Source organism: Aquirufa esocilacus (genome assembly GCF_042715595.1).
GTDB classification, from domain to species: domain Bacteria; phylum Bacteroidota; class Bacteroidia; order Cytophagales; family Spirosomataceae; genus Aquirufa; species Aquirufa esocilacus.
This window is the reverse complement of sequence record NZ_JBBKXX010000003.1, coordinates 96136-110472: the sequence shown is the minus strand read 5'-3', so window position 1 is coordinate 110472 and position 14337 is coordinate 96136. Positions and strand designations below refer to the sequence as shown.

Below are 14337 nucleotides of genomic sequence, written 5' to 3'. Positions count from 1 at the left end.
AAGGCAATTTACCAATTTGAAATTTTATCCTAACTATAATCGATAAATTAATCCGAAAAAATGTTAGAATCCAATCAAAATTACTTGATTTGTAAATTAAACTACTCAACAAAATGTCAGACATTCCAGTTCCACCGCGTAGAGCTCCCCGCAAAAAATTAAAAATGCCCCTTTTCGGTGGTATGGGTGGAGGTGCATCGGCGAACAAGGATGATTTTTTTGGCAAAAATTTCGGCTCTATTCTCATCGCTATGACGGGAATGGCTTTCGCAGCACAAATCTTTTTGCCCAATATTTGGTCCGAAAAAGTGTACAACGACGCTGACGAAATCACAGAGATGGCCTGGAATGGGTCAATCCGAAAGAAATACACGGACGCAAAACACAAAAGCGAAATTCATTATTATCTCTTAATTAAGGGGGAGAAAGGTAAAAAACAGTTAGTGGATCTAGTCGAAGCTGATCCTGTTTTCTTCGATCAAGTGGCGGTCCCTCAGCGAGTAATGAAAGCCGCTAATTCACTTGATGTGCGCGTTCAACGTTTCTCCAAGCCAGATACGACTTTGAGAATTAAATTCATTAATTAATATGGCAGTTTGGAATGCAACCCATGTGAGTCATTTATTAGGAAGAACCCTTTTCGGTTATTCTAAGAATAACTTAACGCTTGCCCAAGGCTACGGGACTTTTGTGGATTTGTTGGACGCCACTTTATTGAAAGATAATCCTGCCCCAGCCCCTCCTAATACTTGGGTTAACACCGTACCCGCTGCGTCTCAGACAACATCAGGCGAAACGGGGACTTGGTACCGGGAGTTCAATTATTGGTGGTTTAATTTGATGCATAAAGAGGGCCTGAATATGCGGGAGAAAATGGTCCTCTTCTTTCATAATCATTTTGCAAATGAGCGGGATAAAGTGACTTATCCCCAAAACATGTACGCTCAAAATGCCCTATTTAGGAAATATGCGTTTGGGAATTTCAAACAATTAGTGAAAGAGATCTCCATCGATCCATCCATGCTGATCTACTTAGACGGCAACAATTCCCGCGGATCTGCTCCGAATGAAAATTATGCGCGCGAGCTGTTGGAATTATTCACCATGGGTATAGGCAACTATACAGAAACTGACGTAAAGCAGGCGGCTAAAGTATTATCCGGCTGGCAGGTAAGCGGTTTGAAAGCTAATTTTGTTGCAACCCGTTGGTATACAGAAGCCTCCGTTACCGTTTTAGGTAAGACGGCTAAGTTTGATGTCAATACCTTGATTGATCACATCTTTGAGCAGAAAGCCACCGCAGAATTTATCTGTCGAAAACTCTACAAAGAATTCGTTTATTATAAGCCAAACGAAGCTTTCGTTTTACAAATGGCAGCCGTTTTACGCTCGGCTAATTATGAAATAAAGCCTTTGCTTAAATTCTTATTTACTTCGGATGAGTTTTTTACACCAGCCTACCTTGGTAGTAAAATCAAGAATCCGACAGAATTAATGGTAGGAGCATCCAAACTCCTAGAACTAACAGCACCTGATTACATCAACCTGTATGATATGTCGAAAGTACTTCAGATGCAACTCTTTCAACCGCCTGATGTGGCGGGGTGGCCGGGTCAGCGGGAGTGGATTTCGTCTACTACCTATTCCTACCGGGGTGGATTTACGGATTCATTGATTACTGGAAAGCGCTATAATGGAGTGGCTGTTACAGGTAAATTAGTGCCTGTTCCTTTTGCTCAAACATTTAGTAATTCAGAGAAAGCGGTGGAATTTGTCGATGATGTGTGTGCGTTGTTTTTAGCTTTTCCCGTATCTGCGAAGAAGAAAGCCTTTTTATTAGAAACATTGCTGGCCGGTACGATTGTGAAAAACTATTCCACTTACACTGCTGGAGTAAGCGCGAATCTGCAGCAATTTTTCAAAGCAGTGATGCGTTTACCTGAATTTCAACTTTGCTAAGGATGAAAAAAGATCTATCTCGCTCAGAATTTTTAAGGCAAATGGCGCTTCTTTCAGGAGGCGTAGGATTAGGCATTGCGGGAATTCCGGGTCAAGCCTATGCGACATTGCCTGCTGGTTTAGCGGCTTCAGTCCCTGCCGGAAACGTGTTAGTAATCATACAATTAGCAGGTGGGAATGATGGTTTAAATACCGTGATTCCGGCGGAAAATGACACTTATTTTGCCAAAAGACCAGACATCGCCATCAAAAAAACGGATGCCTTAGTTCTTAAAAACGGAATGTATTTGCATCCCTCGATGACCGGGATAAAATCCTTGTACGACCAGGGGAATGTAGCTATCGTCCAAAGCGTAGGCTACGCAAACCCGAATAGATCACACTTCCGTGCCACTGATATTTGGAATACGGGCTCCGATGCGAATGTGGTCTGGGAGGAGGGTTGGGCTGCCCGTTATTTAGCAGAAAAATACCCAGCCTATCCCATAACGATGCCCTCTCAACCGATGGCGATCCAATTAGGATCGGTCGAATCCCTTTTGTTTCAATCCGATATCGGTCGTTTTGGAACGGTTTTTGAGGATCCTGCTTTATTCTATCAATTGGTTTCTGGTACTTTAGCGGATGATGAGATTCCACCCGCAACGTTAGCTGGGGAGGAATTAGCCTTTTTGAAACAAATTTCTAGTACGTCGATTCAATATTCGAAAGTGATTCGGGATGGTGCCCTGAAAGGAGCAAACTCAGTGACTTATCCTGCCACGAGTTTAGCGAAGCAACTGGGTATCGTAGCTAAATTAATTTCAGGAGGATTAGAAACACCGGTCTATTTATGCACGATTGGAGGATTTGATACCCATGCAAATCAATTGAATCAGCACGCTAACCTTTGGAAACAAATTTCTGATGCAGTGACGGCCTTTCAGAAAGATTTAAAAACCCAAAACAAAGGGGATAAAGTGACTTTGATGACTTTCTCGGAATTTGGTCGTAGAGTAAATCAAAACGGTACCACAGGAACCGATCATGGAACGGCAGCTCCGCTATTTGTCATTGGAAATACGGTACGTGGAGGCTTGATAGGGGAGAATCCTAATTTGGTTAACCTGGATTCCAATGGCGATTTGAAAGCTAATTTTGATTACCGCCAAGTCTATTCGACCATTTTGTCTGATCATTTAGGTTTATCCCAAACGAGCACAAATAGTATTTTTAAGAAATCATTTGATCGATTACCTATCTTCTTGAATTCTCCGCTCATCGCTGAGGCCGGGGTGAAAGTTACGTTACTTGATCCTGCGCCTAACCCAGCGTCTACTCAAGTTCGCATTCAATTTGCGGCATTTGAGCCTATGCGAGTAGAATTAGCCTTATTTGATATGCAAGGTCAAAAAGTGGGATCAATTTTTGGAGGTGAAGTGCTCAGTGGTACGTATACCTATTCGGTCGATTTGAGGAATTTCCCCCCTGGAAATTATTTGGTTAGTTTAGCTACCTCTACCGGAGCTAGAATAACCAAGCGATTAATTATAGTAAATTAGAATCAGATGCTTATCTTTGTAGATTGATGAAAAAGAACCTCTATTTAGTGATTTTATTTACGTTGTTTACCTTGTCCGCAAGTGCGCAACGTTGGTCTTACGGCGCAGGCTTAGGTGGTTCCTTGTACCACGGTACTTGGGCAAATTGGCACACGTTGCCCAACAATAAGGAGTTTGCAATGACTCGTCCTGCCTTAAATCTTCAAGTGCGTTATCAAAATAATCCCACATTTGCTTACCGCTTACAAACGGTCATGACTGATTTGCGTGGAGGTACTGGAAATCGAGTTTCGCCTACAACAGTCTCTCTTCCGGCTACTAATTTTGCTACGTCAATTTTCGGAATAGATGCCTTAGTGGAATATAATTTCTTGAATTACCAAAATTCGGTTAGACGCGTGAATAATTGGACTCCTTATTTCTATGTGGGTGCTTCTACCGTTTTTGCGCGTGTTACTGGTCAAGAAAATGGAACAGGATTCCGGACAAAAACAAAGATGAATTATGCTTTGCCTTTTGGAATAGGATTCAAATATCAATTATCTCCTAGTTGGGGTATCCAATGGGACTTGGGAGCTAGAAAAACCTTTACGGATGCATTGGATCGCCCATTGGCAGATGGAGGCGAATCATCTTTTAATCTATCGAAAGGAGATCAATTTTTAAATTCCTCCTTAACGGTGACTTATACCATTCAATCCGTTTTTTGTCCTACCTATTAACAAGTTTTAATTGGATAGGGTGGCCAATATGAGTACATTTGCCCCTTACTGAATGCAAATCCTTTAGAAATTGAAAGAGTTAATTGACCTACGTAATGTACCTGTTCACATCGCCGTTATTATGGATGGTAATGGACGTTGGGCAAAGCAACAAGGGATCATGGATCGTGTTTTTGGACATAGATCTGCCTTGAAAGCGGTACGTGAGACGATAGAGGGTTGTGGTGAATTAGGCGTAAAGTTTTTGACCTTATATGCCTTTTCTACAGAGAATTGGAATCGCCCGAAAGCAGAAGTGACCGCTTTAATGAGTTTGCTAGTCAGTGCCATAAAGGACGAATTGCCTGGAATGATTCAGAAAGATATTCGCCTAAAAGCCATTGGGGATTTAAGTAAATTACCAGCCTCATCTCGCGTTGAACTCGAAAAAGCGATGGAGAAGACGGCAAACAACAAGGGTTTAACCTTGAATTTAGCCTTGTCTTATTCCGGTAAATGGGATCTAGTGCAAGCGACTCAGCAGATAGCAGAGAAAGTAAAAAGTGGCGAATTAAACGCAGCATCCATTAATGCTGATACGATAAATGAGTACTTAGCTACGGCTGGAATGCCTGATCCAGATTTGATGATTAGGACGGGAGGCGACCACCGAATTAGTAATTTTATGCTATGGCAATTAGCCTATGCAGAGTTGTATATTTTTGAAGATTTGTTTTGGCCTGATTTTAGAAAAGAACATCTAAATGAAGCGATTATAGACTTTCAAATGCGTGAAAGACGTTTTGGAAAGATTAGTGAACAATTAAATTAAGGGCTGAGGCCCCCGTATGAAAAAATCAATTGCCATCCGATTAATGAATGCCCGTAGTCTAGCTATAGGTCTACTTATTTTTATCCTAGGTGCATATTCAGCATCCGCTCAAATTTTGGGTGGAGCACGTTCCCTGGGCTCCGCTCTTCCTGATATGAGTTTCTCCTATGCTGATCCGAAAGAGTATACCATTACAGATATTCAAGTAACAGGTTCTCAATTTTACGATGGGACTTCGATGATCAACATCTCTGGCTTACAAGTAGGGGATAAAATCAAAGTGCCTGGGGAAGCCATAGGTGCTGCGATTCGGAAGATTATGAACCAAGGAATCTTGGATGAAGTACAGATATTTGCTTCGAAAGTGGAGGGGGATAAGATTTGGTTAACGATCGAGTTGAAAGAGCGTCCGCGTTTATTTTCTATTCAATACACCGGAATCAGAAAAGGGGAACAAGAAGCCTTAAACGAAAAGATGAAGACCTATAAAGGGAAGATCATCACGGAAACGCTTCGTAAAAATTTAGAATTAACCATCCGTAAATATTACCAAGAAAAAGGGCGTTTAAATGCTAAGACAAAGTCTACGATTAAGACGGATTCTTTGCGGGGGAATAATGCGATTTTACAAATCGTGGTTGATAAAGGGGAGAAAGTAAAAGTGAATAAAATCATTATCAATGGTATCGATGAAAGTCAACGCTCGTTGATTTTACGCAAGATTAAAAACACAAAGCAGATTCGTTTTGGTCGGATATTTAAGCCGTCTAAATTCGTTCCTAAAAAATGGGATGAAGACAAAGAAAAGTTGCTAGCGGCGATGAATAAATTAGGTTTCCGTGATTTTCAATTGAAGTCTGATTCCATCGGTAATTTCAATAAAGAGTCTATAAATCTAGTATTAAATATAGAGCAAGGACGCAAATATTATTACCGTAGCATTCGTTTCGAGGGTAATTATATTTACCCGGATTCAGTTTTACATGACGTATTAGGAGTAAAGAAAGGTGACGTTTACAATACGGAAGAATTAGACAAAAAGATGAATTCAAATCCCGGTGAGGATTTAAGTTCAGTGTATATGGATAATGGTTACTTGTATTACCGAGCAGAGCCGGTTGAAACAGCGATTGAAGGTGATTCGATTGATTTGACCATTCGTATTTCAGAAGGTAAGCAAGCCACCATCAATAAGGTAACTTTGAATGGTAATACTAAAACTTCGGATCACGTGGTGATGCGGGAGATTCGTACCTTGCCAGGCCAGAAATTTAATAAATCTGCCATCATTCGTACTGTACGTGAGCTTTCTACCATTGGATATTTCAATCCAGAGAAGATTAGTCCGAATCCAGTTCCTCGTCCAGATGGGACAGTAGATATCGAGTACAATGTAGAAGAGAAGCCATCAGATCAGATCGAGCTTTCAGGTGGTTGGGGTGGTTATATTGGCTTCGTAGGTACTTTAGGGGTCGTATTTAATAACTTCTCAGCTAAGAATGTCTTTAATACAAAATCATACCACCCATTGCCGGCAGGTGATGGACAAAAATTAGCCATTCGTTTTCAAGCCAATGGTGCTTCTTTTCAAAACTACAGTTTAACCTTTACAGAGCCTTGGTTAGGAGGTAAGAAACCTAATTCCCTTTCGATCTCATTAAATAGTAGTATTTCTTATCCTTATAAATTTCGTCAAACAGGGTATAACAATTTTAATCAAGGTGGCCTAGGTGGCTACGGCGGTGGTTATGGAAGTGGTTACGGTGGCTACGGCGGTTACGGTGGTGGCCTAGGTGGTTATGGTGGTGGATACGGAAATTACTCCGTACCTGATTCTTTAGTAGATGCTCACTTTAATGTCACAAGTTTGTCGATAAGCTTAGGAAAAAGATTAAAATGGCCGGATGATTATTTCTCCTTAAGTCACTCCTTAGCGTTCTCTCGTTTTGATGTAGATCGTTATTATACGTGGGCCTATCCTCAAGGTATTTCAACGTCTGTAACGTTTATGACGAACTTTTCGCGAAATAGTATAGATAATCCTACGTTCCCTCGATCTGGGTCTAGTTTCTCTCTATCAGGAACGCTTACGCCACCGTTCAGTATGTTAGGCTTAAATAAAGACAATCTCTTAATTGAGTACCATAAGTGGATGATGGATGCGAGTTGGTTTAGTCCATTGGTGGGTAAATTTATCTTACATACGCGGGCGCACTTAGGGTTCTTAGGTTCATACGGAGGAAAAGAGACAACCCGTTTTGAGCGCTTTGATCTAGGTGGATCAGGTATGGTGCAAGGATTCTCTTTTAACCGCGATATTGTTGGCTTAAGAGGTTACAAAGACCGCGTCATTGGGCCATCAGGTTCCTATGGTAATGGAGGTGTTGCTTATAATAAATTCGTAATGGAAGTTCGCTATCCTGTTTCATTGAATCCGTCGGCTACTATCTTTTTGTTAGGTTTTGCTGAGGGAGGGAATAACTTTGCCTCTTTAGGGGAATACAATCCGTTCAATTTGTACAAATCAGCTGGAGTAGGTGCTCGTATCTTTATGCCGGCATTCGGTATGATTGGAATTGACTATGGGATGGGCTTTGATAAACCACGTCCGGGAGATTCGGATTTTGGTCGTCAAGCGTTCACTTTCTCGATTGGACAACAACTTAGATAATTGTGATGCGGTTTTTACTAGCATTTTTGGGTATTCTATTATTTGCAAGTTCAAGTTTTGCGCAGAAGTTTGGGTATGTAGATACGGAGTTTATCACGTCTAAGATGCCGGAGTATGCCAAAGTTCAGCAGCAAATTGATCAAAATACCAAGACTTGGTTAGCCGAGGTAGATAAGAAGAAAAAAGACGTAGAGAAGCTAGAGAAAGAGTACAAACTGGAAGAGCTTTTGTTAACGGAAGATTTGAAGCAACAGCGTTTAGCAGCTATTCAAACGAAGAGCAAGGAAGCGAAATCTTTTGAGAATCAAGTTTTCGGAGCAGAGGGCGAGCTATTTAAAATGAAGCAAGCGGCTTACAAATCGATTTTGGACCAAATATCTAAAGCGATTGAAAAAGTTGTGAGAGCGAAACGCTTAGACTTCATCTTTGATAAGGCAAACGATGGATTAGTTTTATTGTACACAAATCCTATTCACGACTATTCTGACTATGTTTTAGAGGAGTTGGGCTTAGAGATAGATCCTAATTTGGTAGAAAAAACAAAGAAAGAGGAGGCGCAAGAGCAGAAAAGTCCTAAAAAGAATTAATTTTACCCTAAATAATACAGAGAACACAAACAAATTATCAATACACATGAAAAACAAGTTTATTTTGGCCGCAGGCCTACTTTTCGGATTAGCTGCGTTGCCTGCAACGGCTCAAGTAAAAATCGGATTCATCTACCAAGAGAAAATCTATAGCCAAATGCCTGAGGCAAAGCAAGTAGAGGAAGATTTGAAAAACACAGAGAAGCAATACCAAACATTGATTCAAGCGAAAATCAAAGATTTCCAAGATAAGGCTGCTGTGTACGAGAAAATGCCAGCGAACACGTCTGATATCATCAAGCAAGACAAAGAGAAAGAATTACAAAACTTACAAACTTCGATCCAAGAGTTCCAACAAAACGCACAAACTTCTATCCAAAAGAAGCAAGCGCAATTGTTACAACCGATCGTTAAGAAGATTGAAGAAAACATGCACGCAGTAGCGAACGAGAATGCCTATACATTCGTATTCAATAATTACGAGCCAGGTACAGGTGCTAACCCAGTGTTATTGCACTTCCCAGCTGAGGCAGATATCTCTGACTTAGTATTGAAGAAAATGGGTATTACTCCACGTGCAGCAGGTGCTCCAGCTCCAGCGGCAGCGGCTCCAGTAGCAGCGCCAGCAGCGAAACCAGCAGCTCCTAAGAAGTAATTCTTACAGCCTTTATTCAGGAAGCCCGATCGGAAACGATTGGGCTTTTTTTATGCTCTGAAATACTGAATGGTTTGTAGGATGGAAATAGTTCCGATTACTCCCAGCACGATGTAATGAAAGTATTTTTCTGGAATGTAAGTAAGTATCCTTTTGCCTAGGTAAGATCCTAAGATGGCGATAACAATCAGAAAAGGAATCAGTATAAGGTGTTCTTGTGTAAAGTAACCTTGTAGGATATACACCACCGCACGGCTAGAATCTACCCCTAAATCGATCAATGCAGATGTGGCAATGAAGATGTCTTTTTCTAGGCCAAAAGCCGCCAAAGTAATTCCCCTAATCGCACCACCTGTTCCGATTAAGCCAGCTAAAAAGCCTGAAATCACACCACCCGTGTATAAATTGAAATTACTCTGTTTGATCTTTTTTCCTGCGCCTGAGATCAAGAATAGGGTTAAACCTAGGATGATGAGGTTCATGCTTAATTCGATCTCTTTTAAGGGAATAATGGAAGTTAAATAAGCCCCTAGAATGACAAAGAGTACGGCAGGGATGCCTAGTTTCAGGGCGATGGTTTTATCTATCCCTTTTTGGAATAAAAAAATCTTCGAGAGATTGCTGAACACATGGAAAACGGCTGTGATGCCTAAGACTAATTTGAAATCAATGAAAATGGATGCCAAAGGAACGAATAGGATAGAGGAACCGAAGCCGCTGATCGTTCCAATGATCTCCGCTAACAAGGCTAATAAAAAGAAGAGATAAAAGCCTTGGTTCATGTCTATTCGTCTTTTAGGAGAAACTTGTTTTGGAAAAACAAGATAGCCATTACTCCGCAAAAGATGGCGGCATCAGCGAAATTAAAGATAGGCGTGGAATAATACGACCCACCCCAAAGAGGAATCCAAGACGGCAAAGTGCCCTCATAAAAATCCGCAAAAAACATATCAATCACTTGGCCATGGAACCAGCTCATGGGTGCGCCTGCTGGTGCATTATTAAACCAAACCCCATAGAAAACAGAATCAATCAAGTTGCCTATGGCGCCCCCTAAAATCAAGGCGACAGAAATCAATAAGCCTGTAGGACTATTTTTAACTGTCAAGGAATGCAGGTAATAACCAATCCCAAACATGGCCACAATTCGGAAGCTAGTTAACATGAGTTTGCCCCAAATAGAACCAATCTGAATCCCAAAGGCCATTCCCGGATTCAAGGTATAGTGTAATTTAAAAAAGTCTCCAATCAGTGGAATTTGGCCAAAATAACCCGGTTCCATCCACGTATGAACCGCTATTTTAATCCCCTGATCTAGGGCAATAATCAAGATGCTTAATAAGAAATAGCGGTAATTTTTCATGCGTTGTTTCGGCGGTTTACTTCTTTTTGTAATAGGGCAAATTCGCGGGAAGTTTGTCCAGCGATCGAGCTATTCTCCTCTGCTCTGCGGAATAGATACGGCATTACAGCATCTACTGGGCCGTAAGGTACGTATTTAGCTACATTATAGCCTGAGGCAGCTAAATTATAAGAGATGTTATCTGACATGCCTAATAATTGCGCAAAATAGATATTCGGGTGATTGCTTGGGATTTGTAAGGCATTCATGGCATCACAAAGTCGCAAACAGCTCGCCTCGTTGTGGGTTCCCATGCAGAAATGTACGCGTTCTACCTGTTTTAAACACAATTCAACGCCTAAATCATAATCGCGGTCTGTATCCTCCTTGCAAACATGTAAAGGCTCAGAATACTCATCCTCATGTGCTTTTTGGCGTTCTTTTTCCAAATAAGCCCCGCGCACTAATTTCACTCCTAAGAAATAATTCTTTTCCTCCGCCGCTGCGATAGCCTCTTTTAGGTTCGCTAGCATATCGTGGCGGTACATTTGGAACGTGTTGTAAATGATGGCTGTCTCTTGATTGTATTTTGCCATCATTTCATAGGTCAATTGGTCGATCGTTGTCTGGATCCAGCTTTCTTCTGCATCGATGAAAAGGCGAACCTTTAATGCGTGTGCTAGATCGCAAATCTCCATCAATAGGTCCTTGCTATGATCGAATAATTCCTGCTCTTCTTCTGTTAATTCTGTTTCGGTTTGGGCTTTTTCCAAAAGCTCTGCCTTAAAGATCCCCGTCACCTTGAAAACGGCAAAGGGAATGGCCGGATTTTCGGCCGATTTACGGATGGTTTTTAGGATTTCCTCCTTGGTATTTTGGAACGATTTTTCGCTTTCTTCCCCCTCTACTGAGTAATCCAAAATAGTCCCGATTTTTGCTTTTTCGAGTTCTTGAATCGTTGATTCACAGCCATCTATGGTTTCTCCACCACAAAATTGAGCAAAAATGGTACTTTTTATGACTTTTTTAACCGGAAAATGCAGGAAAAGGAATAATTTGATGAAAAAAGTACCTAAATTTACTAGCCAATTTTGGTTCATTGTGGCGAAAATCCAATAGGACTTCTTCAACTGAAAATTGTCTTTCGATGCAAAGGCTATTTTAGTATCCTCAAAAGATAAACTTGCAGAGGATGATGTTGATGATTTTTTTGTCATTTGTGCGAAAAATTGTTGCAAATATAAGTGAATTATTATCGATTGCTTAAGAAATAAATAAACAAATCAATAGGGGGCGAAAGTCCTCGTTAACCGTCAGATTATTATGAATGCCAATTTAGACATTGTACCGATGCAGGACTGGATTCAGACGAACGGCAAACCCTTGATTATCGCGGGTCCCTGTTCAGCTGAGACAGAAGAGCAAGTATTAGAAACCGCTCGCCGTATCAAAGCGGAGGGTTATGCTCACATTATGAGAGCGGGTGTTTGGAAACCTCGTACACGTCCAGGCAGTTTTGAAGGGATGGGAGAACCAGCTTTGAAATGGTTAGTAGAAGCAAAGAAAGAAACAGGATTACCTTTAGCGATTGAAGTAGCTACTCCAGAGCACATCGAATTAGCCTTGAAATACGGCGTTGATGTTTTATGGATTGGTGCTCGTACAACGGTTAACCCGTTTAACGTACAAGATTTAGCGGATGCTTTGAAAGGAGTAGACGTTCCTGTATTAGTAAAGAATCCAGTGAATCCAGATTTAGCTCTTTGGGTAGGTGCTTTTGAGCGTCTTCAAGGATCAGGTATCAAGAAATTAGGTGCTATCCACCGTGGTTTCTCGAATGCACAAGAAACAAAGTACCGTAACTCTCCTATGTGGGCGATGGCGGTTGAATTGAAGCGTTTGTTCCCTCAAATGCCTTTGATCGGTGACCCATCTCACATGGCTGGTAAGCGTGCGTTATTGATGGAATTGTCTCAACGTATTTTGGATTTGAACTACGATGGTATGATCATCGAAACTCACCGCGATCCAGATGCAGCTTGGTCAGATGCTTCACAACAAGTGACTCCTGAGAAATTAGGCGAAATGTTACGTGACCTAGAAGTTCGCAACGCGAGCTACGGCGCTGACTTCTCTGATGAATTAGCAGGTCTTCGTGAGAAAATCGACAACATCGACCGCGAATTGTTAGAAGTTCTTGCTGCTCGTATGTCAGTTGTAGAGAAATTAGGTGAATACAAGCGTGATAACAACGTAGCGGTATTGCAATTAGATCGTTGGAAGCAATTACACAACGACCGTGCAAACCAAGCGAAAGGTTTAGCTTTATATCCAGAATTCGTAGAAGAACTATTCAAATTAGTTCACTTAGAGTCTATCCGTAAGCAAACGGAAGTGATGAATAATGCGACAGCATAATTAGTCCGAAGTCCGGAGGAAATGAGTCCGGAGGATTTTATTAAAAATGGGGCCCTTAAAAGGTCCCATTTTTTGTTTAAAGCTTAATTTATTTAAAGTATAAAGCACAAAGAATAAAGTATGAAGATTGAATCCGCGAAGCGGATGCATTCATGAAATGTCCCTCCGGACTCAATCCCTCCGGACTCAATCCCTCCGGACTCAATCCCTCCGGACTCAATCCCTCCGGACTCATTCCCTCCGGACTCATTCCCTCCGGACTCAATCCCTCCGGACTCATTCCCTCCGGACTCAATCCCTCCGGACTAAAGACTAGCGACTAATCTTCCACCCCGCCCACACAATCAGCCCCATTCCCAGAAATGTCAGCAAATCTGGTAATCCGTGGCCTAGCACCACCTCGATCGCAATTGAAAAGATAACCGCGCTATTTCCCACTACGCCTACTACACTGGCTTTTTCGTTTAATAGCGCCTGCGTGGTAAAGTATTGAACGCCTAAAGCTAAAAGACCCATCACTAAGGCCCAGATCCATTCGGCGATGGATGGCTGCACCCAAACACCCGTCACGAAGCTGTTTTCAAAACCACCTAGTGTTCCCGTTAAAAGGGAAATGGTCGAAGCGATTAATCCAGCCCCCATAAAGGAAACGACGACCCAGCGGGAGTCATAATACTTTTGGGCCTCTTTGATCGCTAAATAGCCTAAAGCCGTACCCATTGCGTAGATGATTCCGGTACTGTGATGCCAAAGAGATCCACCGCTGCCGGGTTGGAAAATGAGCAAGATGCCAAAGAAGCCGATCAGCAGAAATAATACTTGTTTGCTGGAAAGTCCCTCATTTGGCAATAAAAAGAAGCTAAAAACCGCGATGAAAAGCGGGAATGCCTGGCCATAGGTGTTCGTTAAGGACAAACCGAGGTGTTCCAGCGTGTAGAAGAGACAATACAAGGTAAAGGCACCTAAAAGTCCTCGTAGGATGATGAAATAGAGTTTGCCGCCTGCTTGAACGGCCGGTTTTCGGTATAGGCTCGTTAATAAGAAAGGTAATCCTACGGCACTTCGAAAAAAGACGAGTTGGATGGAGCTGAATGTGTGGCTCATTTCTTTGGCGATCGCGGACATAATTGCGAAACAAAGGGAGGAGAGCAACATGAAAAAGACCCCTTTATTGGAGTAAATTCGTTTCAACATCTATATTTAAATTTCGAGGATTAGCTCAAATTTTGGTAACTTGCATTTCATTTCAAAGGTATGACAAAAAAAATAATTTTATCTCCTGAAGCACCTGCTCCCATCGGACCTTATTCCCAGGCAGTTGAGGTGAACAACACGCTTTATGTATCTGGTCAGATTGCATTGTCCGTTTTCGAGGCAGGTGGATCGATCGAAGAAGAGACGAATCAAGTGATGTTGAATTTGCAACATATTTTGACGGCGGCGGGCTATACGTTCGATCACGTGGTGAAATGTTCCATTTTCGTGAAGGATATGGGTCATTTTGGCCAAATCAATGAAGTATACGGTCGTTATTTCGTTCAAAATCCTCCCGCTAGAGAGACGGTAGAGGTGGCACGCTTGCCTAAGGATGTGCGTGTGGAGATTTCGTGTATTGCCTATAAATAATAACT

At 41.7% G+C, this 14337-nt stretch carries 15 protein-coding genes; 10 read left to right on the top strand and 5 right to left on the bottom strand.

The annotated features are described in order from the left end of the window. Positions 1-113 precede the first annotated feature (113 nt). From SKC37_RS09055 to SKC37_RS09020, 8 genes are all read left to right on the top strand, one after another. Positions 114-587 carry a hypothetical protein gene (locus tag SKC37_RS09055; RefSeq protein WP_377981165.1) on the top strand — a complete coding sequence of 158 codons (474 nt, stop codon included), beginning with the start codon at positions 114-116 and terminating at the stop codon, positions 585-587. 1 nt (position 588) lies between these two features. Next, entirely contained in the window at positions 589-1959 is a 1371-nt protein-coding gene (locus tag SKC37_RS09050; RefSeq protein WP_377981164.1) for a DUF1800 domain-containing protein, read from the top strand. Between the two features lie 2 nt (positions 1960-1961). Then, a complete protein-coding gene (locus SKC37_RS09045; RefSeq protein WP_377981163.1) occupies positions 1962-3500 on the top strand; it encodes a DUF1501 domain-containing protein in 1539 nt (512 codons plus the stop codon). A 26-nt stretch (positions 3501-3526) separates the two neighbouring features. Beyond that, positions 3527-4222, top strand: a complete 696-nt coding sequence (locus tag SKC37_RS09040; RefSeq protein WP_377981162.1) for a DUF6089 family protein — start codon at positions 3527-3529, stop codon at positions 4220-4222. A gap of 70 nt (positions 4223-4292) precedes the next feature. Further along, a complete protein-coding gene (locus tag SKC37_RS09035; protein WP_377981161.1) occupies positions 4293-5033 on the top strand; it encodes an isoprenyl transferase in 741 nt (246 codons plus the stop codon). 16 nt (positions 5034-5049) lie between these two features. Then, a complete protein-coding gene (gene bamA / locus SKC37_RS09030) occupies positions 5050-7704 on the top strand; it encodes an outer membrane protein assembly factor BamA (RefSeq protein ID WP_377981160.1) in 2655 nt (884 codons plus the stop codon). Between the two features lie 5 nt (positions 7705-7709). After that, positions 7710-8291, top strand: a complete 582-nt coding sequence (locus SKC37_RS09025) for an OmpH/Skp family outer membrane protein (protein ID WP_377981159.1) — start codon at positions 7710-7712, stop codon at positions 8289-8291. Between the two features lie 46 nt (positions 8292-8337). Beyond that, positions 8338-8946 carry an OmpH/Skp family outer membrane protein gene (locus SKC37_RS09020; RefSeq protein WP_377981158.1) on the top strand — a complete coding sequence of 203 codons (609 nt, stop codon included), beginning with the start codon at positions 8338-8340 and terminating at the stop codon, positions 8944-8946. Between the two features lie 50 nt (positions 8947-8996). On the opposite strand, the gene SKC37_RS09015 is transcribed toward SKC37_RS09020, so the two are convergent. From SKC37_RS09015 to SKC37_RS09005, 3 genes are read right to left on the bottom strand one after another with little or no spacing between them, the layout of a single operon-like run. Beyond that, a complete protein-coding gene (locus SKC37_RS09015; protein WP_377981157.1) occupies positions 8997-9728 on the bottom strand; it encodes a sulfite exporter TauE/SafE family protein in 732 nt (243 codons plus the stop codon). 2 nt (positions 9729-9730) lie between these two features. After that, positions 9731-10309: a lipoprotein signal peptidase gene (locus tag SKC37_RS09010; RefSeq protein WP_377981156.1), complete on the bottom strand. Its 579-nt coding sequence runs from the start codon at positions 10307-10309 to the stop codon at positions 9731-9733. Beyond that, positions 10306-11505 carry a proline dehydrogenase family protein gene (locus SKC37_RS09005; RefSeq protein ID WP_377981155.1) on the bottom strand — a complete coding sequence of 400 codons (1200 nt, stop codon included), beginning with the start codon at positions 11503-11505 and terminating at the stop codon, positions 10306-10308. Before SKC37_RS09005 ends, SKC37_RS09010 begins: the two co-directional genes overlap by 4 nt. 106 nt (positions 11506-11611) lie before the next feature. On the opposite strand from SKC37_RS09005, the gene SKC37_RS09000 reads away from it, so the two are divergent. Beyond that, positions 11612-12706, top strand: coding sequence for a chorismate mutase (locus tag SKC37_RS09000; RefSeq protein WP_377979394.1), 1095 nt, complete (start codon positions 11612-11614; stop codon positions 12704-12706). An 88-nt stretch (positions 12707-12794) separates the two neighbouring features. On the opposite strand, the gene SKC37_RS08995 is transcribed toward SKC37_RS09000, so the two are convergent. Both SKC37_RS08995 and SKC37_RS08990 read right to left on the bottom strand, forming a co-directional pair. Further along, complete coding sequence (locus SKC37_RS08995) at positions 12795-13001, bottom strand: hypothetical protein (RefSeq protein ID WP_377981154.1); 207 nt, start codon at positions 12999-13001, stop codon at positions 12795-12797. Between the two features lie 17 nt (positions 13002-13018). Further along, positions 13019-13900 (bottom strand): DMT family transporter, encoded by an 882-nt coding sequence (locus SKC37_RS08990; RefSeq protein WP_377981153.1) that lies wholly within the window; start codon positions 13898-13900, stop codon positions 13019-13021. 60 nt (positions 13901-13960) lie between these two features. On the opposite strand from SKC37_RS08990, the gene SKC37_RS08985 reads away from it, so the two are divergent. Further along, entirely contained in the window at positions 13961-14332 is a 372-nt protein-coding gene (locus SKC37_RS08985) for a RidA family protein (protein WP_223131413.1), read from the top strand. The last annotated feature ends 5 nt before the right edge of the window (positions 14333-14337 follow it).